Annotated in this window: 17 protein-coding genes; all 17 read right to left on the bottom strand. The window is 43.7% G+C overall.

All coding sequences use genetic code 11. The features are described 5' to 3' along the window. Window positions 1-47 precede the first annotated feature (47 nt). The 17 genes from sigG to AC0C66_RS00300 all read right to left on the bottom strand — a co-directional run bounded on the left by sigG (window position 48) and on the right by AC0C66_RS00300 (window position 22,241). Window positions 48-830, bottom strand: a complete 783-nt coding sequence (gene sigG / locus AC0C66_RS00380; protein ID WP_003221449.1) for an RNA polymerase sporulation sigma factor SigG — start codon at window positions 828-830, stop codon at window positions 48-50. Between the two features lie 139 nt (window positions 831-969). Continuing rightward, window positions 970-1,689, bottom strand: coding sequence for an RNA polymerase sporulation sigma factor SigE (gene sigE / locus AC0C66_RS00375; protein ID WP_003221446.1), 720 nt, complete (start codon window positions 1,687-1,689; stop codon window positions 970-972). Between the two features lie 62 nt (window positions 1,690-1,751). After that, window positions 1,752-2,681 carry a sigma-E processing peptidase SpoIIGA gene (spoIIGA, locus tag AC0C66_RS00370; protein WP_041521162.1) on the bottom strand — a complete coding sequence of 310 codons (930 nt, stop codon included), beginning with the start codon at window positions 2,679-2,681 and terminating at the stop codon, window positions 1,752-1,754. 192 nt (window positions 2,682-2,873) lie between these two features. After that, on the bottom strand, window positions 2,874-7,175 hold the full coding sequence (locus AC0C66_RS00365) for a S8 family serine peptidase (RefSeq protein WP_472973463.1): 4,302 nt from the start codon (window positions 7,173-7,175) through the stop codon (window positions 2,874-2,876). Window positions 7,176-7,475: 300 nt separating this feature from the next. Further along, window positions 7,476-8,624, bottom strand: a complete 1,149-nt coding sequence (gene ftsZ, locus AC0C66_RS00360; RefSeq protein WP_003232167.1) for a cell division protein FtsZ — start codon at window positions 8,622-8,624, stop codon at window positions 7,476-7,478. 35 nt (window positions 8,625-8,659) lie between these two features. Beyond that, the gene (gene ftsA, locus AC0C66_RS00355) at window positions 8,660-9,982 is read right to left on the bottom strand and encodes a cell division protein FtsA (protein WP_014113716.1); all 1,323 of its coding nucleotides are present in this window, start codon (window positions 9,980-9,982) and stop codon (window positions 8,660-8,662) included. A gap of 174 nt (window positions 9,983-10,156) precedes the next feature. Further along, a complete protein-coding gene (locus AC0C66_RS00350) occupies window positions 10,157-10,522 on the bottom strand; it encodes a small basic family protein (RefSeq protein ID WP_010334164.1) in 366 nt (121 codons plus the stop codon). 17 nt (window positions 10,523-10,539) lie between these two features. After that, on the bottom strand, window positions 10,540-11,247 hold the full coding sequence (locus tag AC0C66_RS00345; RefSeq protein ID WP_014113715.1) for a DUF881 domain-containing protein: 708 nt from the start codon (window positions 11,245-11,247) through the stop codon (window positions 10,540-10,542). A gap of 22 nt (window positions 11,248-11,269) precedes the next feature. Next, window positions 11,270-11,965 (bottom strand): DUF881 domain-containing protein, encoded by a 696-nt coding sequence (locus AC0C66_RS00340; RefSeq protein ID WP_014113714.1) that lies wholly within the window; start codon window positions 11,963-11,965, stop codon window positions 11,270-11,272. After that, a complete protein-coding gene (gene divIB, locus AC0C66_RS00335; protein ID WP_003221428.1) occupies window positions 11,962-12,753 on the bottom strand; it encodes a cell division protein DivIB in 792 nt (263 codons plus the stop codon). The genes AC0C66_RS00340 and divIB overlap by 4 nt, the downstream gene beginning before the upstream one ends. 130 nt (window positions 12,754-12,883) lie before the next feature. Next, window positions 12,884-13,795, bottom strand: coding sequence for a UDP-N-acetylmuramate dehydrogenase (gene murB / locus AC0C66_RS00330; RefSeq protein ID WP_072183042.1), 912 nt, complete (start codon window positions 13,793-13,795; stop codon window positions 12,884-12,886). 31 nt (window positions 13,796-13,826) lie between these two features. Beyond that, complete coding sequence (gene murG / locus AC0C66_RS00325; RefSeq protein WP_061187422.1) at window positions 13,827-14,918, bottom strand: undecaprenyldiphospho-muramoylpentapeptide beta-N-acetylglucosaminyltransferase; 1,092 nt, start codon at window positions 14,916-14,918, stop codon at window positions 13,827-13,829. A gap of 119 nt (window positions 14,919-15,037) precedes the next feature. Further along, window positions 15,038-16,138: a stage V sporulation protein E gene (gene spoVE / locus AC0C66_RS00320; RefSeq protein ID WP_014113711.1), complete on the bottom strand. Its 1,101-nt coding sequence runs from the start codon at window positions 16,136-16,138 to the stop codon at window positions 15,038-15,040. Window positions 16,139-16,198: 60 nt separating this feature from the next. Then, window positions 16,199-17,554: a UDP-N-acetylmuramoyl-L-alanine--D-glutamate ligase gene (gene murD, locus AC0C66_RS00315; RefSeq protein ID WP_088679068.1), complete on the bottom strand. Its 1,356-nt coding sequence runs from the start codon at window positions 17,552-17,554 to the stop codon at window positions 16,199-16,201. Further along, complete coding sequence (gene mraY, locus AC0C66_RS00310; RefSeq protein ID WP_003238695.1) at window positions 17,555-18,529, bottom strand: phospho-N-acetylmuramoyl-pentapeptide-transferase; 975 nt, start codon at window positions 18,527-18,529, stop codon at window positions 17,555-17,557. Between the two features lie 111 nt (window positions 18,530-18,640). Then, complete coding sequence (locus tag AC0C66_RS00305; protein WP_072183044.1) at window positions 18,641-20,125, bottom strand: UDP-N-acetylmuramoyl-L-alanyl-D-glutamate--2,6-diaminopimelate ligase; 1,485 nt, start codon at window positions 20,123-20,125, stop codon at window positions 18,641-18,643. Window positions 20,126-20,300: 175 nt separating this feature from the next. After that, the gene (locus AC0C66_RS00300; RefSeq protein WP_014113708.1) at window positions 20,301-22,241 is read right to left on the bottom strand and encodes a stage V sporulation protein D; all 1,941 of its coding nucleotides are present in this window, start codon (window positions 22,239-22,241) and stop codon (window positions 20,301-20,303) included. Between the last annotated feature and the right edge of the window lie 114 nt (window positions 22,242-22,355).

The raw sequence follows: 22,355 nt of genomic DNA, 5'->3' as shown, positions 1-22,355 counted from the left end.
AATAGAAAAGCCTTTAAAACAAAATCGTTTTAAAGGCTTTTCTTTCATTATTGATGAATATTCTTATTCATTTGTTTGATAGCCGCTTTTTCAAGTCTGGACACCTGCGCTTGGGAAATCCCGATTTCCTCGGCTACTTCCATTTGAGTTTTCCCTTGGAAGAATCGCTTTCTCAAAATCATTTTTTCCCTATCATTCAGCCTTCTCATGCCCTCTTTTAAAGCCAGCTCTTCAATCCATTGTGAATCTTTATTGCGTTCATCACTGATTTGATCCATCACATAAATCGGGTCTCCGCCGTCGTTATAGATCGGTTCAAATAGAGAAACCGGATCCTGGATGGCATCAAGCGCAAATACGATTTCCTCATGCGGTACTTCAAGAACTTTTGCGATGTCTTCTGCAGTCGGCTCCTTGCTTGTCTCACTGATTAACCGCTCTCTTACCTGAAGTGCCTTATAAGCGATATCCCGGAGTGATCTTGAGACACGGATCGGGTTATTATCGCGTAAATACCTGCGGATCTCTCCGATAATCATAGGTACAGCGTATGTTGAAAACTTAACATTGTGGCTTAGGTCAAAATTATCAATGGATTTCATTAGTCCGATGCAGCCGACCTGAAATAAGTCATCAACATACTCTCCTCTGTTATTAAATCTTTGAATGACACTTAAGACAAGACGCAAGTTCCCGTTTACAAGCTTTTCTCTTGCTGAATCATCGCCTTCATCCTGCAGCTGCCTAAACAGCTTTCTCATCTCTTCATTCTTGAGTACTGGTAATTTGGAGGTATCCACCCCGCAGATTTCGACTTTATTTCTCGACACTTTTTTCCCTCCCTACAGGAGCTGCTGTACAACGTTAAGTATCTCCTTGGGTGGGAAAAATATGCACTGCGTTCAGACCGAAAAATAGTCATAATTGGGAAATCCTTGTAGAATCAAGGGATTACCCGTAAAAATTTTTTTACACCATTTTGTTGAATTCTTTTCGCAATCTTTTAATGATTCGTTTCTCAAGACGAGAAATATAGGACTGGGAAATCCCCATCATATCCGCTACATCCTTTTGGGTCTTTTCCTCCTCGCCGACAAGGCCAAAACGTAGTTCCATGATTTGTTTTTCCCTCTCATTGAGCTGTTCAAGCGCTTTTTTCAAAAGCTTTTTATCTACGTTAGCTTCTATGTCTTTTGTGATGATGTCATCGTCAGTGCCGAGCACATCAGAAAGCAAAAGCTCATTGCCGTCCCAATCAATATTAAGCGGCTCATCAAAGGAAACCTCTGAACGGATTTTGTTGTTTCTCCTTAAATACATCAGGATTTCGTTTTCTATACAGCGGGAGGCATAGGTCGCCAGCTTGATTTTCTTTTCTGGATTGAACGTATTCACAGCTTTGATTAATCCGATGGTACCGATGCTGATTAAATCCTCTATATTAATTCCCGTATTTTCAAATTTACGGGCGATATAGACGACCAGGCGCAAATTGCGTTCAATCAAAATGGCGCGAGCCGCCTGATCGCCGTTTGGGAGCTTCATTAACAGAACCTGCTCCTCATCTTTAGATAATGGAGGCGGCAGAGCTTCACTCCCGCCTATGTAATAGACTTCATCACTTTTCAGCCCAAGTTTCATCAGCAGCTTATACCAGAGGTGCGTCAATCGCAATTTCAGTTTTTTCATCTTCCTCTCCCTTCTAAATGTCACGTCGTTTGAGTATGATTAGTAACGGACATTTGCGAACATTATGAAACGTGTTTGATGGCCTTGCCCGAAAGCATTTTCGGATGAATAATTGCGTCAAACTCTCCATCTGCCGATAGCTTTGTTGTGCTGATGCCGATTAAGCATTTATCCGCAGAAACCATTTCTTCTTTTGTTATAATCGTTACGTGATCCGGTTTAACGCATAGTAAAAATTGATTTTGCTGACCTACTCCCCTATATGGAATCAGCCTCAGTTTATCTAAAAAGCGAAACGAATCATCGAGCTGTTGGGTGGCTTCCAATGGATCTGTGTTTCGAATGATCATCGTTTCGGCTGCTCCGAAAATCGGTTCTAGTTTATCAATGTGAATAATCATGACCGGCGTTTTAGTTAGCGGATCGTACAGCTGATTACCGGAATCAATCAGCCCTCTGACATGAAGCGTTTGGCCGCCCAAATCCGCCTGTACGCTGACTCGTTCCTCATATTGAATGTTTTTTGTTTCAATATCTTCAATTCTTCTCTTAGAAAAAAACCATAATGCTGGAAAGCCAGCTACAATAAACAACCAGCTGATCGGGTCTCCAAACCCAGTTTGATTGGTAATCATGACACCGTTTTGAACAACAGAATTTGACTGCAGCAAAGAATGGGCTCCGATAATTCCTCCCCCCATTAAAAAAGTCGCAAAATAAAAGGAAAACAAATTTTGAAAGAAATAGCGGAATCTCTTAAAGCCAAATGTCACCATCACAATAACAACTGAAAAAGCCAGCTTACCTGCCGGATGTTCAACGATCGGCGAAAAAGGAGTAAACATCAAAAGGACAATACTGGAACCGATGAACGCTCCGCCTATCAGTCTTCTTTTTTTCACATGCCGTTTTAAAATAAATGCCGTGAGCAAAAGCAAAAGCGCATCAAAACAAAAGTTTAACAGCCAAATGACATCTAAATAGATTTTCACATCTGACTCCTTTCTATCTTGCATCACGCTGTTCCCCTTCTTGTTTCAAGTATAAAGCAAGCTCTGTGGGAAAGTCTGTCAATTAATGTTGAGAGGAAAATACAATTTTTCAGGGATATCTGCTTAATTTGTCGAGGAAATGAATGAGAGGATTATAAAAAAAGCTGCCTTTCACGGCAGCTTTTTTTACACTTAATTTTCAGTATTGATATAAAGTTTTCCGTTCGCTGTTTTTCTTGTTTCATTTCCATAATCATCTCGTACAATCACTTCTACTTTTGCTCCGTTTGCTTTAATAGAAGAAGTGGCTGTCCAATAGCCTTCATATTTCCCAGGAGAAATTTCTCTTAGCGGGAGCTCTGTGGCATTTTGTACACTCGCTCTTGCATTTGTCAGAGGCAGACGAATGACAAACGTTGCATCCAAATCTTCAGCGCTTGAGAAAGCGATTTTCACAGATTCACCAGCTTTTAAGATTTTGTCCTCTCCCGGAATCAATCCGGAGATGACGGGCTGGTTAAAGTTGACATCAATGACAGCCCTTTTCGTCGTTTTGTTGCCTGCTAAGTCTGTAGCAGTCACCTTGATTTCATTGCTTCCGTTCTCCAACAGAATACGGGCCGAGTATGAACCATCAGTTACCGTTGCTTTTTTGCCATTCACCTTGACTTCTTTCAAATTGTCATCGGATACAGACCCTTTGACAGTCAGCGCTTCTTTATTTGTTTTCTCGCCATCCTTTGGATTGTCCAGCGTTAATTCAGGCTTGTCTTGATCAAGTGTGACCGTGATCGGGCTGGAGGCATCCGTTGTTCCGTTGTCTGTTGATGCAGTTGCTGTCAGCTCATTTTCGCCCTTGCTGAGTGTGATGCCTATCTGGAACGTGCCATCCGCAGCAGCTTTCGTTTCTCCTGCTTCTTTCTCTCCATTATAAATGTGTACCGTTGTACCAGGAGAGGCTTTTCCTTTTACGGTGACGTTCTCCTTATTTGTATATGATTTGTCTGCCGGTGAAGTAATCTCAGGTACAGCAGCTTCATAATCAACTAATGCGCGGATCATATAGTTGCCGTCTGCTTCGTCACCTGGCTGCCATTTTCCGTCTATAAACTGCCAGTTGCGGCCGGAATTCTGACCGGTTTCATCCATTGCCAGTCCAGGTGAATACGGATCAGGTTTCGACTGGATATACACAAGATAAAAGTCTTTATCGACCATAATCCCTTTTGAACTGAGATCTACCTTGGTCCATTCGCCATTGCGAAGGGCTTCAGCGTTAAATGGCCCGGCAATTTTCTTACCCGGTGCTCCGTTTTCTCCTGTAGCATCGTATACCTCAACCTTAAACTCTGTGCCGCCAGGATCAGGGAACTCTGTATCCCAGAATCGGAACAGTCCTCCTGTAAGCATGCCTTTTTCCTTGCCGTCAGCCAGCGTCATTTTGACGGCCCATCCGTTACCGGCCGCAAAATAGGAATTGGCATTCTCCGCCGTTCCGTCATCATATGCGATCTCACCTGGATAACCGACGAAAGGCTTCAGTACAGTTTCTTTTGTCACATCACCTTTTAAATCAACGGAGAATTCATCGCTGTAATACCCCGGTGCAGCGACTTTAATCGTATAAGCGCCTTCATAGGCCTCAAGCGTATATTCGCCTTTGTCGTTTGTCGTAGCCGGTTCAACCGCAGCATCCTCTACAACATAAACGGAGGCACCTTTTACAGGATCGCCTGTCGTTTTATTGATGACTGTTCCTTTTAATGTGCCCTTCTTCATTTCCTCTAACGTAAAATTAGCTTGTGTCGTCTGATCTGCCTGCAGAGAAACTTTTTGTGTTTTCGATTGGTAGCCGTATGCTTCTGCCATAAGCGTATAGTCTCCCGCTTTGTGTGTCAGCGTGTACTGCCCTGTAGATTGATCTGAATATGTTGATTTTCCTGTTTCCACCACACTGACTTGTGCCCTCAGCGGCAAAACTTGAGGCTGTATATCCTTACTCTGATGTTTTACCGTTGTGTTTGCAGATGGCTTAGCTTTTTTCGGATTTACCGGCTTTTTCTTTTGCTTTCCAGACGGCTTTTCGACACCCAGCTTATTCTTTTTAGCTGTTTTTCCGGCTGTTTTGTCAGAAAGCACTACATCATCAATGTACCAGCCCTCTTTTGTAATACTTTCATCAGATTGGAGGTTAAACATCACTTTAATGTTTTGACCTTTATAAGCGGTTAAATCAATTTCTTCGTCCGTCCAGCTTGATGTCTTTCCATTATAGACACCAGCCTGCTCCCAATTCTTTTTACCTTCAGGCAAAACAAAAACGTAGCCATAATCAAAATCATCCTCTAAATTGTGCCAGCTTTTAAATTGAAGAAACAGGTTTCCTGAATCCGGCACTTTAACAGGAGGCATCACGAGATTCATGTTTGCTGAGTTGGCATAGTTTCCTGCCAGATTTGTTCCGTATACTTTTTCTCCGGATGCTGCAGTATTTGGGCCTGTTGAAGGAACTCCCCATTCCCAGCTATTATTTGTTCCGCTCGCAATCCAGCCGCCGGGTGCAGTTTCAAAGTCCTGCTTATATCCCACCGTGATGCTTGGTTTCACTGGTACATCGTATGTGTCAGACTCAACGACATGGCCGCCAAAATCCTGAATAATCCACTTGTAGCTTAGTGCAGCTCCTTTTATGTTTGGAATCTCTGCCTGGTAGGTCCCTTTCAGGTGATCACCGCTGATCCGCTTAGCCGTTACTTCTGTCCAATCACCTTGATCCAGCTTATAAGACAGTTTTACAGATGTCACACTTACATTGTCTTCAGCTGTCAAAGTAAGCGGCAGGCTCGCGCCCTCATAGGCTTCTGTTACTTTCTCATGCTGATAGACAGGAGGCTCTTGATCATCTCCCTCTACAGAAACTTGTCCTTCTGCTTTTCCTAAACCATCTGTAACAGCTGATACAGCATCAAAAGCGTTCACCAAACCATGGCCGTATCCGTTATTCGGAGAATCAGGAAATGTTGAATCCGTCAGCGGTTCAGCCGTGCTGGTTAATATATCCTCCATCTCATCGACAGAAAGTGAAGCATCCGCCTGTTTCAGCAGTGCGGCAACAGCGGACACATGCGGCCCTGCCATTGATGTGCCGTCCCATCCGTCCTCATATGTCTGGCCGGGAACGGAAGAACGAATATTTACGCCCGGTGCAGAAATTTCCGGCTTTATTTCATCATATGGAGATGGCCCTTGAAGAGAAAAGTCAGCAAGCTTTTTATTAATATCAGTCGCTCCAGTTGCAAACGATTCCGGATAATTTGCCGGGTTTGCGATAGAACCAGGACCGCCAGGAATAAAGAGATCCGTATTCCCCGCTGAAAACTCAGGGAAAATATCGGCCGCACGCCAGGCATTGACCATGTCTCTGTACCATTCATCAAGTCCTGAGCCCCCGCCCCATGAATTATTGACAACATCAGGAGCCATTTCTGGGTGAGGATTCCCCTCTGCGTCCTTTGGAGCTAAAACCCATTCACCGGCCTCTAAAATGTCAGCATCAGTGCCACCATCTTCGGAGAACGCTTTAACAGCAATCCATTTTGCGCCTGGCGCTACACCGATTTGATTTGTTCCATTGGGTTCAGATCCCACCATCGTACCTGTCACGTGGGTTCCATGAGCCAAATCATCATAAGGGCTTGCTTCCCCTGCTACAGCATCATACCAGTTCATTTCATGATCAGGCTCATCAGGATTTTCCGGATTATATCCGCGATATTTCTCTTTTAATGCCGGATGGTTCCATTCCACGCCTGTATCAATGGACGCGACAACTGTACCTGTTCCGTCATATCCAAGTGCCCAAGCTTTCGGGGCGTCAATTTGGTCTACATTCCATTCTACACCGTCAATTGCTTTGACAGCTTTTTGCGCTTTTTTCATATTAAATGGAGAGGATGACTTAAACAATTGTCGTTTCTCATTTGGAAGCACCTTTTCCACGTCGGGGAACTGCGCTACTTTTTCCATCACTTCTTTTGAGGCATGAACAGCGATCCCATTCACTACATAATAAGAGTGAATTTGATCTGCATTTCCTTTATTTTTCTGGCTCTTCAAGTATGTTAAGACATCTCTCTGGGATTCATTGGCTGTGACTTTTAAAGATGACACAACGGCAGAACGCTTTTGATATTCCGTCTTAGCGGCAGTCAGCTTCTTCGATTTCGCTTTTTTAACAGCCGCTTTTGCCGCTTTTTCTGTGTCAGCTTGATCTTTAAATTTAATCAGAAAGGTCATTTTTTCTTTCTTCTTAAAGCTTTTCTTTAATGAACTCGAAATCTTGTTCTGAATGGATTCAGCAGATTGAAGCTCCTGTTTAACAGAAGTTGAGGCGCCTTTGCTGCTTGCCCCGGCTACACCCGGAAACAGCAGTGAACCGATGACAACCGTACTTAAAACAGAGCTGATGAGTCTGTTTTTCGTTTTTTTCCTCATTTTTATCCCCCTTTTTCAAAATGCTTTGTAAAAAAATGTCGTCCCTCCTTTTAAAAATGAATTGTTTGTCAGAACATCGCTGTACGTTAACTGTAGACAATCCGCATTACAGATATTGTCGTTTTATGTCATTTGATTTCCATATATATGAAAATGATATAATTGTCACGTAATACGAGTGGGTCTAATAGTCCGATTTGTTGGTATACGAAGGAAGACATAGGGAAAAAGACTTTACAAGAAGAAAAATCTTGGAGAAAAACAAAAAGGACAAAATCGAAAACGATTTTGTCCTTTACATTAGCCGCGTTTATTGCGGTTTCTTAAGAATGTCGGGATGTCAAGCGTATCATCAGCCGGCTGTGAAGTATGACGGCTTACTGTGTTTTGTTGCTGAGGCTCCTCACGTTTTGGCTCACGCTTTGGAACACTTTGATTATGTGTTTTGATGCTTTGGTTTAAGCTTGGACGCTGAGGTTTCGTCACGTCCTTCTCTTGTTCGATAAAACCAGTCGCAATCACTGTCACCACAATCTCGTCTTTTAGATTTTCATTAATAACAGAACCGAAAATCATGTTTACGTCTTGGTCAGATGCAGAAGCGACAATGTCTGCTGCTTCCTGAACTTCATATAGGCTGAGGTTTGTTCCTCCAGTGATGTTCATAAGGACGCCTTGCGCACCGTCAATGGCCGCTTCAAGAAGCGGGCTGGAGATTGCTTTTTTCGCTGCCTCTGCCGCGCGGTTTTCTCCAGTCGCAATACCGATACCCATCAAAGCAGATCCTTTGTTTGACATGATTGTTTTCACATCAGCGAAGTCAAGGTTGATAAGACCAGGTGTAGCAATCAAGTCTGAAATACCTTGAACCCCTTGGCGGAGTACGTTATCCGCTTCACGGAATGCTTCAAGCATCGGTGTGTTTTTATCAACAATTTCAAGGATACGGTCGTTCGGGATCACGATCAGTGTATCTACCGCTTCTTTCATTGCTGAAATTCCGCCTGCAGCCTGAAGCTGTCTTTTGCGTCCTTCGAATGTAAACGGTCTTGTAACAACTCCGACTGTTAATGCACCTAAGTCTTTCGCGATTTGGGCGATAACTGGTGCAGCACCTGTTCCTGTTCCGCCGCCCATACCAGCTGTCACGAATACCATGTCAGCGCCTTTTAACGCTTCTTCAATTTGTTCTTTGCTTTCTTCAGCGGCTTTTTTTCCGACTTCCGGATTCGCACCTGCTCCCAATCCTCTAGTCAGCTTTGCGCCGATTTGCATTTTCACTTCTGCTTTTGACAGGTTAAGAGCTTGAGCGTCCGTGTTTACCGCGATGTACTCTACTCCTTGCACTTCATTTTCAATCATTCGGTTAACGGCGTTGTTACCGCCGCCTCCTACTCCGATTACTTTAATTGATGCTAAGCCGTCTATGTTTGTTTCGAACTCCAACATGCTAAATCCTCCTAATCTGCCGAATGACTATCTATCTATTCCCAAAACATGCTTAATAGTTTTTTCATTTTGCTCTGTTTATTATGTTCGGCTTGTGTTTTTTGTTTTCCTTTTGGCCGCTGCTGCACCTCATTTTGGTGATGATGCTGCTCTTGTTCCTCTGATGATGAGACTGCAATTTCCTGTATCGCTTCTTCAGGCATCTTGAAGCCTATTTTTCTGCCTTGGATTCTTGCATTTCGGCAGGCGAATTGGATCAGGCCTACTCCCGTCATATATTGAGGATCTCTTACACCGATATAATTCGGGCTTGCCACTCTGACATTGTTTTGCAGCACATCTTGTGCCAATGACATGACACCCGGCATTGCTGCTTGTCCCCCTGTTAGCACGAAGCCTCCCGGCAGATCGGTAATTCCCATACTGCTAAGCTCTTCTGAAACAATATCAAGAATTTCTTCTACTCTTGCTTCAATGATATTCGCTGCTTCCTGCTGTGTAAATGTTTGTTTTTGATTGGTGCCTATTACGGTTACCTCAAATACTTCATCTTCCGAGGCTTCGTCATAGTAGGCATGTCCAAATTGCTTTTTCACGCGTTCTGCTTCTTCTGTTGACGTTCTCAATCCGATGGAGATATCTTTGGTGATATTTTCGCCTCCGAGAGGAATGACACGGGTAGAAGTGAGATGTCCGTTCTGGAATACGCCAATGGTTGTTGACCCTCCCCCTATATCAATGAGAGCCACACCAAGGTTTTTCTCGTCCTTTGATAATGCAGCAGAACCGGCTGCCAGCGGCTGAAGACAAATATCAGTTATTTCAATACCGGCTCTTTCAACACAGCGGAGCAAGTTATGTAAGATTGTTTTTGAACCGGTGATCAAGGTGCCCTCAACTTCTAAACGCACACCCAGCATTTTTTTCGGATCGGTGATTTCATCTCTTCCATCAACGATAAACTGTTTAGGAATGACGTCTACAATCAGCTGTTCGTGCGGTATTGAAACAACCTGTGCCGCCTCCATGACACGGCGCACATCTTCAACTTGAATTTCTTTATTTTCACTGGAAACTGCTACAACACCGTTTGTATCTTGAATATTGATATAATTTCCATTAACGCCGACAATAGCTTTTCTAAGCGGAAAACCTACCATTCTTTCAGCTTGGTCAAACGCTTTTCTTATAGAATGAACGGTCTCATCTATATCAACGATTGAGCCTTTTTTCAACCCTTCAGACGGTACATTTCCCACACCGATAATATTAAGGGAATCATCTGTCATTTCTCCGACGATCACTTTTGTATTGGACGTACCGATGTCAAGACTGACGTAAAGTTCATTGTTGTTCATTCTATGGCACCTCCTCACATTTCGATCATTTCTATTCTATTATTTGCGGAACAACAATACAATGAATGTGGCTTTACAAGTGTGTAACAAAAAATAACAACGGAATATTCCTTATGTGCTCTTCACATTTTATGTTTATTGAAAATATTCGTTATATCCTATGTATATCCTCTTTTATATCACATTTTTTTTATTTTTTTTAGAAAGAGTCCACTTTGTTAGTAGATTTCTTCTGATAACGGCTATATTCTGAAATAATCTGACTCCAAATGCGAATATACCTGCTAAATACAAGTCTACACCAAGATGGACTCCCAGAAAAGCTAAACTTATTGCCAATATAATATTAAAAAAGAAACCGGAAACAAATACCATTTCATCATATGTACCCTGTAAATGCGCCCTGATTCCGCCGATTAATGTATCAAGTGCGGCAAGCACCGCAAGCGATAAGTAGTTTGAATATTCACTCGGAATCGTTAAGTTTGTCATCAGTCCGATCGTTATTCCGAGCACCAGTCCCAGCACGGGCAGCCACATGACAATTCTCCTCCTTTTCAGTCTTTAAGCGGTTTCAGCTGTTGTACGTCTAATGGTCTGTCATATGCTTTTAGTGTCAGGTTGCTGTCAGATTTACCGGCTTTTAATGCTAAATTCTCAGATGCAAAAAGGTCCTCAAGTCCTGACCCCTTCACTCTGCTGTACAGCATGTCCGGATCTTCGGCAAGCACTTTTACTGTTAAAGGATAATCGTCAAGGCCGTATCCGTCTATTTTCGTTGTGCCGTTTATATCCCTTATGACGGTATGATTCACAACTCTTCGCTCATTAATCGAGATATGCTCTGCACCGAAGGAGTTGAGTTCATTGATCAGCTTCTTCAGCAAATCCGGAGGCGGATTTTCGATTGGCTCTCCTGTTAAGCTTTCAGAAAAAAGCGGGGAAATGGTGATGACAATTCCGCTACCTGTTATATCGGTCATGCCGGCTGTTTTTTTTAAGGTTTGCAAGGTATTATTGAGCGCGGTTTCTTTTGTCATTTCTTTCGTTTGCGAATAGCTATTGAGCAGTTTATCATATTTGTTTATTTCAGCCAGCAGCTTTTCCTGCTTCTTCTGCTCTGAAGTCAGCTCTTCCCTTATATCCCACATATCTCTTGTGTCTCGGACTTGAGGGTGCTTTAATGAGTTAAACTGAACAGCTATCATGAGGCCGAAGATGACCATAAGCACACTGATGCTTATGAAGGAACGCTTTATTTTCAATCTGTTTCACCCGCTTTTTCAGTCATTCCTTCGTTTTCAGAATCGGTTTCATTTGTACGTTTTTCTCTTTTTCTGCGGAAACAGAAATATGATCCATTGACAGCTGATCAATCAGGCCTCCTGCTATATTTAACGAAGGCAGCAGGACATCAGGATCTCCAATGGCAGATATCGTAAATGGGGCGGGATGTTGCACCCCGTCTACCGTTACAACAGGACCGTTGCACTTGATATAGGAATCATGTGTCAAACGCTGGCCATTAACGGCGACGGCCGCCGCACCCGAGATATACAGTTCGTTTACCACTTGAAAGATATGGCTTTCGTGAACGATGTAACTGTTCACATTCTCCCCTTCCGGTATGTACGACGCATCTTCCAAGGTCACCTCAACGCCCTCTCCCTGCACACCGACTTCCCCAATATACATTCTGTATTTTTCTGTATCTTCGAGGACGTTATAGTATTCCGTCTTTTCTTTCTTCAGCTTATTTTCCGCCTGACGGACTTTATTTTGCTTTTGATACAATTCTTTTTCAAGATTCTTATTTTCTTTCTCCTGTTTCAGGAGTTCATCCCTCAGCGCATATTCTTTTTTCCACTCTTCCGTCTCAGCCGCGCTTTTGTTGTTTTCTTTTGTCATTTGAAAAGAAAATGAAATCAAAAAGCCTGCGATAAGCATAATTAAAGAAAGGAGGACTGCTGATTTACCCCTCAATTTTCATCTTCCTTTTTAGCAGCTTTATCGTTTTTGCCAAACTCTTCAAAATAGGTGGCAACTTCTAAATGAATAATTCCTTTTTTATTGCTGCTAAGCTGCGAAATGATAGAAGGATACGTTTTCATTCGGTCTGCAAAAGTTTTAATAGACGCAGTGACAACATAACCGTCGTTCATATACAATTTAATACGGTTTTCATCCATTTTTACAGGCGTATAATAAATTTCTGAAATCGACTGTTTTAACGAATTTGATAAAGCATCGAGCTGCTTGGCCATTTGGGACCGTTTCTTCGCGTTTGTCCAATTTACCAGTATCGGTCCGGCATCATCCGGCGTTACTTCGTTTGGCAGAACTGAACCGTTTTCAAGCACTTCATAGTACACATCGTCTTTTTCTAAATAAGCAATCGCTTTATATTCTTCGATCGCAATGTTGATTTTATTAGGAAGCGATTTGCTGATCTCCGCTTTTTTCACTAATTTATTTTGCTGAATCTTCTTTTCTGTTTTTTTCTTGTCCAAACTCCAAAACTCAGTATCTCCGCTGTTAATATCGGAAAGCTCGATAATTTCCTTTTTGGATACATTCTCATTCCCTGTAACAGAGATTGTTGATACTTTACTGATTGGCGTCTGCAGGTACACGATGATCAGCACCATAATAAAAAAGAGCATAATAAATGAAATGAGACGTCGGTTGGCCTTCTGTTTCCGCTGCTCTTTAATTTTAGGAATCCGTTCTTCAATGTTTACGATTTTTTCTCGGTCATGACCCGGGTTCATTGCCTGTTCACCTCATTCAAATGAAACAGCTGTTAAAAGTCTGTCTATTCCAAAACAAACGGCATACTATGGATGCCGTTTGTCGTTTGCTTACAGTATATCATATGAACAGCTTCAGTCAGAACTTGAATCAGCGATTTTCGCCGATGATTTCAACCTCTGTGTGCATATCAATCTCGTATTTTTCACGGATTGTCTTTTTCACATGGTCAATGAGATCAAGCACATCTTTTGCTGATGCTCCGCCCGCATTGACGATGAAGTTTCCGTGCATTTCCGATATCTTTGCACCGCCGATTTGATATCCTTTCAAGCCTGCTCTTTCAACAAGGTTTCCGGCATGATTCGGAAGCGGATTTCTGAATATGCTTCCCGCACAAGGGCTTGAATACGGCTGTGTATTTTTTCTGTAGTCTTTATTGCTTTGCATTTGCTGAACGATTGATTCTTTATCCTTCTGCTCCAGCTGCAGAACGGCTTCAAGGCAAACGCCCGGGCGTTTCTTTTGTAATACAGATGTTCTGTAGCTGAAATCCATCTGCTCATTTGTCAGCCACTCAATCGTGCCGTCTTCAAACAAAATATGTGCTTTGACGAGGATTTCGCTCATATCAGAGCCGTGAGCGCCGGCATTCATGTAAACCGCTCCGCCGACTGATCCTGGAATACCGGCAGCAAATTCCAAACCGGACAGGCCTTTTTTGCTCAATGAGGTAGCAAGACGGACCACTGAATAACCGCCTCCGACCGTCACTTGCTCCCCTTCAAGCTCCAGATGGTCAAGGCCTGCACCCAGCTTAATCACTACGCCTCTGATTCCCTCATCTAAAACAAGAAGATTTGATCCACGGCCGATGACTGTCCACTTCACATCATATTTTTTAATAACGTCCATGATATCTTTGACAGCATCTACACTGCTTGGAATGACCAATACATCCGCAGGTCCGCCGATTTTCATCGTTGTATGATTCGCGAGCGGTTCGTTTGCAAGAACCTTGCCGACTTCGCGTTCTTTTAATTCCTGTATCACTTTCTCCATCGTAAACCTCCGCATTCCATTTGCTTTTCTATTATTTTTTCAATTCTTCGAGTACGCTGTATAAACGGGCAGCCGCGTCAGGAACACCGAGTGACTTTGTCCGTTCGCTCATTTCCTTTAACGTTTGCTCATTCAATACAATCCGGTCAAGCGCATCAATCAGCTTTTCACCGTTGAGCTCTGTTTCTTTCAGAACAATCGCCGCATCATGCTGGCCGAGAGATCTGGCATTGACCTCCTGGTGATTCGCTGTTACATATGGGCTTGGGATCAGAACACTTGGGATTCCGAGTGCAGTAATTTCGGCAATCGTCGTCGCACCGGCTCTGGCCACAATGACATCAATGGCCTTTAAATACTCTGGCATTTGATGAAGAAACGGCTTTGTGACCATATTATCAGCGGCACCCTTGCTTTTCAGCTCATTCATCACTTTTTCATAGTGAACTTCACCGGTGATATACAGCACTTGGTAGTCTCTTGTTTTCAGCTCATCCTGCATGTCAATGACAGCACGGTTAATCGGTGCAGCGCCTCGGCTTCCGCCAAAGATTAAGACCGTTTTTTTCTCTTCAGAAAGCCCAAATTCAGCCATTGATCGGCCCGTCTTTATTGAGACGACTTCAGAGGCTCTCGGGTTTCCCGTAAATACAACTTTCTCGCCAGGAAAATGTGATTTTGCTTCTTCAAAACAAATCGCTACTTTATTAACATATTTTGAAAGAAACTTATTCGTGATGCCCGGCAGGCTGTTTTGTTCATGGACAATAGTCGGAATTCCCATTTTCGCAGCGGCATAGACAACAGGCCCGCAGACGTAACCGCCCGTTCCAATCACGGCATCGGGCTTAAATTCCGCTAAGTACGACTTGCTCTTTTTTACACCCTTCAGAAAACGCATCACAGTCTTGACGTTTTCAAATGACAGCTTTCTTTTAAATCCTGTAATTTCAATTGAACGAAACGGTATATTCTCCCGCTCAACAATTTTTTTCTCCAGTCCGTTTTCTGTTCCGATATATAAAAATTCCACATCAGGATGACGGCGCTGCACTTCTTTAATAAAAGCAAGTGCAGGGTAAATATGTCCCCCTGTACCGCCTCCGCTTATTGCAATTCGCATATCTCTTCCCCCAGTCTAAGTTTCTCTATAACATAACGATAACCCTGTTTTGTTGGACAGGGTTATCGCATCAATTGTTTCCCAGCCTCCTGTTAACAGGACGCCTGGCAATACATTCATTAATACCTCGAGTAGCGGCTCACATTCAGCAGCACGCCGACAGCCATCAGCATCAGGGTCAATGAAGAACCTCCGTAGCTTAGAAACGGGAGCGTGATGCCTGTTACCGGAATAAGGCCCGTTACTACGCCGATATTAATCATGACTTGAATGGCAATCATTGAAATAATGCCGACTGCGACAAAGCTTCCGTACAGATCAGGGGCACCGAGCGCAATTCTGATCCCTCTCCACAGCAGAACGCTGAAGAGAAGCAAAATAAGTGTTCCCCCGATAAAGCCAAGTTCCTCTGACAAGATGGCGAAAATAAAGTCTGTTTGCGGCTCAGGCAGATAAAAGAACTTCTGTCTGCTTTGTCCAAGGCCCATTCCAAACAATCCGCCGGGCCCCACTGCATAAAGCGATTGAATGATTTGAAAACCGCTTCCGAGCGGGTCTTCCCACGGATTTAAGTAGGAGGTAATCCGCTTAATCCGATATGGAGCCGATAGTACGAGTCCGACAAATCCGCTGAGGCCAATCAGCCCGAGAAAGACAAAATGGGCGATTCGCGCGCCGGCTACAAAAATCATGACAATACAAGTTCCGACCATCACCGTCCCTGTTCCGAGGTCAGGCTGGCACATGATAATCAAAAACGCTGAAAACACGATGCCAAGTGCCGGGACGAACCCCCGTCTGAACGATGTGATGTTTTTTTGTTTTTCAGAGAGAAATTTAGCAAGGAATGCGATCATCGCAAGCTTCATAAACTCTGAAGGCTGTATGCTGAATGCCCCGACTCCGATCCAGCTTCTTGAACCGTTTCGCACCATACCAACGCCTGGTATCAAAACAAGCACCAGAAGGAAAAAGCAGATAACCATCAGCAACTTGGACCATGTCCTCCAAGTCCAATAATCAACATTCATGATGAAAAACATGGCAATGACACCGATTCCCGCAAACAGCAGCTGCCGTTTCGCGAAAAAGAATGAGTCGTCAAATTTATAATCCGCCCATACCGCACTCGCACTGTACACCATAATTAATCCGATTGTTAATAATAATAACGTAATGATGACCAATAAGAAATCAGGCGATGTTTTTTTAGTAGTCAAAGCAATCGACACCCCAAGCTTAAAGTCATTAGGGCTGCCGATTTACTCCAAGACAAGCCCTTACTTAAGCATATGCACGGCATCTATAAACATGTCACCGCGTTCTTCAAATGTTTTGAATTGATCCCAGCTCGCACACGCAGGTGACAGCAGGATGACATCTCCTTCATTTGAGAGCGCAAACGCCGCAGATACTGCTTGTTCAACATTATCGACACGTTTGACATGTTGTATTCCCATCTCATTGCCGAGCTTCTCAAGTTTCGGCGCTGTCTGGCCAAATGTAAGCACTGCTTTGACATGTTTCATATACGGTTTTAAGTCGTCAAAACCATTTCCGCGATCCAGTCCGCCCGCAAGCAGAATGACCGGTTTGTCAAAAGCTGAAAGCGCCTTGCTTGTCGCCAAAATGTTTGTCGCTTTACTATCATTATAAAACTTGCGGTCTTTCACTGTTGTGACATATTGCAGACGGTGCTTCACGCCAGTAAAGCTTGTCAGCACCTTTTTAACTGCTTCGCTGGACGCTCCTGCCGTTTTCACAACTGCAATGGCAGCTAAAATGTTCTCCAAATTATGAGCGCCGGGCAGCACAACCTCTTCCAGAGGAATAATGGCTTCGCCGCTGAACATAATCATACCGTCTTTTACATAAGCGCCCTGTTCAAGCGTTTTGCTAACTGAAAATGGGATGATTTCGGCTTTTCCTGCTTCAGCCAGACGCACGACAGTTTCATCATCCTGGTTGACAATGGCTTTATCTGAAGCAACCTGATGAAGATACACTTTCTGTTTCGCTTTTTCATAGTTTTCTCGCGTATGGTGATAATCCAAATGAGCGTCAAACACGTTTAAGATCAGGCTGATTTCCGGTCTAAAAGCGTGTGTTCCCATCAGCTGAAACGAAGACAGTTCAGTAACGATCCATTCATCCCCATCAGCATGATAGGCAACCTCACTTGCGACTGTGCCGATGTTTCCGGCAATCAGTGCCTTTTGCGAGTCAGCTTTGAGCATTTCATAAATCAGCGTTGTCGTGGTCGTTTTTCCGTTCGATCCGGTAATCCCGATAAACTTGGCGTTTGTCAGGTAGTAAGCGAGCTCAATTTCCGTCCAAACCGGGATGCCTCTTTTTTCCGCTTCCTGAACCATAATATTTTCATAAGGAATTCCCGGGTTTTTGATCAGAACTGTGATTTGATGCTGATCGAACAGAGAAACTGGATGCTCTCCGCAAACAACCTCGATTCCTTTTTCAGAAAGCTTTTGGGCTGGTTCGTTTTCTTCAAAAGGCTTTTGGTCGTTGACTGCAACGTAAATGCCTTTGTCATGAAGAATGGATGCCGCCGCATACCCGCTTTTCGCGAGCCCAAGGATTAAAAAATGCTGATTCTGTAAAAATTGATCGTTTTCCACTTATAACCACACCTCGATGTAAATTCCTAAAACGGCAAGCAAAAGTCCCGCAGCCCAAAACGTCACGACTACTCTCCATTCAGACCAGCCTACAAGCTCATAATGGTGATGAAGCGGACTCATTTTAAAGATTCGTTTACCTGTCGTTTTAAAGCTGATAACCTGCAGAATAACGGATAATGTCTCGATAACGAATACACCACCGATGATAACCAGCAGGATCTCTAATTTCGTTAAAATGGCAATGGTAACGATAGCTCCTCCCAATGCAAGCGATCCCGTATCTCCCATAAAGACTTTGGCCGGATGAGCATTAAATACGAGGAAGCCCAGCACTGCACCGACAACGGCAACTGAGAAAATGGCTACGTCATATTGAGACTGATTCCATGCCAGGATAGCAAAGGCGCCAAAAGCAATCGCAGCCGTACCGGATAATAAACCGTCAAGACCGTCAGTCAGATTAACTGCATTTGATCCGCCGACAAGCATAAAGAGCACCAGGATAAAGTAAGCCCAGCCAAGATCAAATGATAAGTCAGTTCCAGGCACGCGAATGTCCGTCGCAAAATTGTAGTAATGGTAAACGGCATAAAATACAACCGCAATGATAATTTGTCCGATCAGCTTTTGCTTTGACGTCAATCCAAGGTTGCGCTTCATGACGACCTTGATGTAATCATCTAAAAAGCCAAGCAAACCGTAGCCTAGCGTAACAAACAGAAGCAGCACCATTTCCGGGCTTATTTCTGAAAACTTCTGTGTCATAACAATTGTTGTCACAATGATAGAAAGTATGATCATGACCCCGCCCATTGTCGGCGTCCCTGATTTTTTCTGATGTGATTTCGGTCCTTCTTCTCTAATACTCTGGCCGAATTTTAATCTTCTTAAAAACGGAATAAGAATCGGAGAGAGCAGAACACTAATTAAAAAACCCATTAAAATTGTAAATAGAATGACTTGCTCAAGCATTGTCCTTTTCTCCTCCTGTTTCTTTCAAACGACATACGTAGTTATCATATTCATGATTTTTTTCCATATGAAACATCTTTTCAAGCTCCATTATTCCATAACATCTCTTTCCTATGAATTCGTCTTATTTTTATTGAGTTCGACAATGGCTCTCGCCGCCACTTCAGCATCGTCAAAATCGAAAGTTTCGCTTCCAATCTGCTGATAGGTTTCATGCCCTTTTCCGGCAATGAGAACAACGTCGCCTTTTTTGGCATTGGCAATCGCGAAAAAGATCGCCTGCTCGCGGTTTGCAATGCTGTGATAGTATTCGTTCTCTACTCCAGCTTCCATATCTCTTAAAATCGCGCGGGGATCTTCGCTTCTCGGATTATCCGAAGTGAAAATCGGTTCGTCAGCCAGCTCCACAGCGATTTTAGCCATTTTCGGGCGTTTCGTCTTATCTCTGTCTCCCCCGCAGCCAACAACGACAAAAAGCTTTCCTTCCGTCATATCTCTGCAAGTCTTCAGCACATTTTCAAGGCTGTCCGGCGTGTGTGCGTAATCAACGATAACCGGAAACTCCTGCTGCTGATTGACCAATTCAAATCGGCCTCTTACGCCATGCAATTCTTCAACAGCTGCAGTGATGGTTTCAAACGGAATGCCTGCTGCGATACATGTTGCAACAGCTGCCAGCACATTATACACATTAAATTGTCCGACAAGCGACATTGTAATGTGCTTAGTGCCTTTGTTTGTCACAAGATCAAAGCTTGTTCCCTGTGCAGTGATCGTGATGTTCTTCGCCATCACATCAGCGTTGTTTTTAATTCCGTATGTAGAGATATGCGCTGCGGTCACCTTTTCAAAATAAGCGCTCGCCGCATCGTCAGCATTCAGTACGGCACGCTTTGGGTGTTCGTGGTTGAAAGCCCCGCCAAGCTGAGAAAAGAGCAGGCTTTTTGCCTGTCGGTACTCATCCATCGTTTTATGATAGTCCAGATGGTCCTGCGTTAAATTCGTAAACACGGCAATATCATAATCACACCCATGAACACGTCCTAAAGACAAAGCGTGAGAAGAAACTTCCATGATGGCAGTGTCTACTTGCTTGTCATTCATTTTCTTAAACGTTTTCTGCAGCGTGACGCTTTCCGGAGTCGTGTTTTTAACGGGAAGTGTTTCATCACCGATTTTCATGTACATGGTACCGATCAAGCCTGTGCGTTTTCCCGCTTTTTTCAGAATCTCATCGACCATATGGGTCGTTGAAGTTTTGCCGTTTGTGCCTGTGATTCCGATCAGCTGAAGCTTCTTTGTCGGCTGTCCGTAAAACGCATCAGACAAAACGCTTAGCGCACGCAGTGACCGCCGGACAATAATGACAGGCACATCCACATCGAGCTCTTTTTCTGCCACAATAGCCGCTGCGCCGCTTTCTACTGCTTTTTGCGCAAAATCATGGCCATCCACCGTATACCCTTTTACACATACAAAAAGACTCCCTTTCTTTACTTCTCTGGAGTCCATCTCAATTGAAGTTATTTCAGGGTCTTGTGAGTCGTTTACAGAAGGTTCGGTTGTTAAATATGTAAGCAGCTTTGTAAGTTTCATCGTATCAAACCTCTCAACATTCTAGTTCGTTCTTTTTATCATTAAAGTCACGTCAACTGATGTGATAATGATTTTAAGCATACAGTTCATATTTTAGCGTAAATAAAAGGATACATCCAGCTAATCTTGAAAGATATCAGCATTTTTTCTGCAATAAAATAAAAGGCAGCCCGAATTAATCGGCTGCCTCCTTTTCATCTTCTTCAGTCAAATAAACGCGTATCTTTGAGCCCTCTTTTACTTTCGTTCCGGCAGCTGGCGATTGTTTAACGATTTTGCTTCCTTTCCCGGAAGCATCCACATTGAGATTCACCAAAAGTGACTCAAGATCTGAGACAGACATCCCTACAACATTCGGAACTTCTACTGTTTTTGTGTCGTTCCATTGGTATTTTTTCTCGATTTGATTTTTCCGAGGCTTCACACCAAGCTCCGGCAGGCTGTCTCTCATAATATTCCCGACAATTGGCGCTGCAACCGTTCCGCCAAACTGAATCGTGCCTTTCGGATTATCCACCGCGACATAGACGACAAGACTCGGATCGTCAGCCGGCGCGAAACCGATAAATGATACAATATGGTTGTTTTCAAGGTATTTTCCATCTTTAACCTTTTGTGCAGTTCCCGTTTTTCCGCCGACACGATACCCTTCAACAAATGCATTGCGGCCCGTGCCTTCTGCGACGACGCTCTCTAATGCATAGCGGATTTGTTTTGATGTCCCCTCAGAAATAACTTGTTTCTTTGCGATTGGTGATTGTTTTTTAACGGTTTTTTTCGTTACAGGATCAATCCATTCCTTTGCAATATAAGGTGTGTAGAGCGTTCCTCCGTTTACAGCGGCAGATACGGCTGCAACCTGCTGAATCGGCGTGACAGATACCCCCTGTCCGAAAGCCGTCGTTGCTTGCTCCACCGGACCTACTCTGTCAAGCGGGAATAAGATTCCTGTTCCCTCGCCCTGCAGATCAATTCCCGTTTTTTGGCCGAAACCAAAGTCTTTGATATATTTGAAAAGCTTCTCCTTTCCTAAGCGCTCGCCTAATTCAACAAACCCCGGGTTGCAGGAGTTCTGTACAACTTCTAGATACGTCTGCAGCCCATGCCCGCCTCTTTTCCAGCACCGCAGTCTCGCTCCGTCCACTTCCGCATGCCCTTTATCATAAAATTGATCACGTTTTAAATTTACTTTTTGCTCCTCAAGTGCTGCTGCAAGTGTAATAATTTTAAAGGTAGATCCCGGCTCATACGTGCTCCATACCGGCAGATTCCGATTGTAGACGGACGGATCGACCGATTGATAATCAGCCGGGTCAAAGTCAGGCCTGCTAGCCATTCCCAATATTTCTCCGTTTTTCGGATTCATGGCCACAGCAATCATACCGTCAGGATGATATTTGGCCTCAGCGTTATCAAGCTCTCTTTCCATTATCGTTTGAACCTTTGAATCAACTGTCAGCTTCATATCAAGCCCGTCCTTAGGCGGTGTGTAGTCATCCGCTTCATCAGGCATTTTCTTCCCCTTGGCATCTGTATAAAACTTAACAGAACCTTTTTCCCCTTTTAGATCATCGTCGTAATAGGCTTCAAGTCCAAGGAGCCCTTGGTTGTCAATCCCGGCAAATCCAAGCACATGAGATAAAAAGCTGCCGAACGGGTAATGGCGGATACTATCCTCCGCTACATACACTCCCTTTAAATCAAGCGCTTTGATTTCTTTCGCCTTTTCATTTGAAATCTTTCTTCCTTCAGGAGTTATCTTTTCGATTGACGCTTTTTTTGTCACATGCTTATATACTTTTTCTTCTGACATGTTTAAAACGGCCGCAAGCTGCTTGCTCGTTTTCATTGGATTCTGAACTTGGCGCGGCACGACGAATACGGTCGGCGCACTTTTGTTTGTTGCGAGTTTCACACCGTTCCGATCCAGAATCTCGCCTCTCTCCGGCTCAAACGGCAAGTTCCTGCTCCAGGAATCTTTCGCCAGCGAAGTCAGTTTCTCGCCCATCACAAACTGAACATACCCCAGCCTAGTATCAATGATCAGAAACACGATCACGCCAAAAAGCAAAACAAATAATAAACGTTTTCTAACCGTTACATTCGAGACGCGCAAGAGACCGTTCACTCCTTATTTAGGCTTGTTTCATTTTATGCCTGTAATTGGACAGGTAGAACGATGCTCCTCTGAAGGTATAAAAAAGAAAGCCTGCATAATGGGGAAAATTCC

Source organism: Bacillus sp. VA13, assembly GCF_055710085.1.
Note: the sequence above shows the minus strand (reverse complement) of the source record. Positions and strands in the feature narration are given on the sequence as shown.

Coding starts and splice junctions, on each gene's coding strand:
- AC0C66_RS00350 (WP_010334164.1), bottom strand. CDS start 10,522: ATGTGGCTGCCCGTGCTGGGACTGGTGCTCGGAATAACGATCGGACTG.
- mraY (WP_003238695.1), bottom strand. CDS start 18,529: ATGCTTGAGCAAGTCATTCTATTTACAATTTTAATGGGTTTTTTAATT.
- AC0C66_RS00305 (WP_072183044.1), bottom strand. CDS start 20,125: ATGAAACTTACAAAGCTGCTTACATATTTAACAACCGAACCTTCTGTA.
- ftsZ (WP_003232167.1), bottom strand. CDS start 8,624: ATGTTGGAGTTCGAAACAAACATAGACGGCTTAGCATCAATTAAAGTA.
- divIB (WP_003221428.1), bottom strand. CDS start 12,753: ATGAACCCGGGTCATGACCGAGAAAAAATCGTAAACATTGAAGAACGG.
- murB (WP_072183042.1), bottom strand. CDS start 13,795: ATGGAGAAAGTGATACAGGAATTAAAAGAACGCGAAGTCGGCAAGGTT.
- AC0C66_RS00365 (WP_472973463.1), bottom strand. CDS start 7,175: ATGAGGAAAAAAACGAAAAACAGACTCATCAGCTCTGTTTTAAGTACG.
- sigE (WP_003221446.1), bottom strand. CDS start 1,689: ATGAAAAAACTGAAATTGCGATTGACGCACCTCTGGTATAAGCTGCTG.
- murG (WP_061187422.1), bottom strand. CDS start 14,918: ATGCGAATTGCAATAAGCGGAGGCGGTACAGGGGGACATATTTACCCT.
- ftsA (WP_014113716.1), bottom strand. CDS start 9,982: ATGAACAACAATGAACTTTACGTCAGTCTTGACATCGGTACGTCCAAT.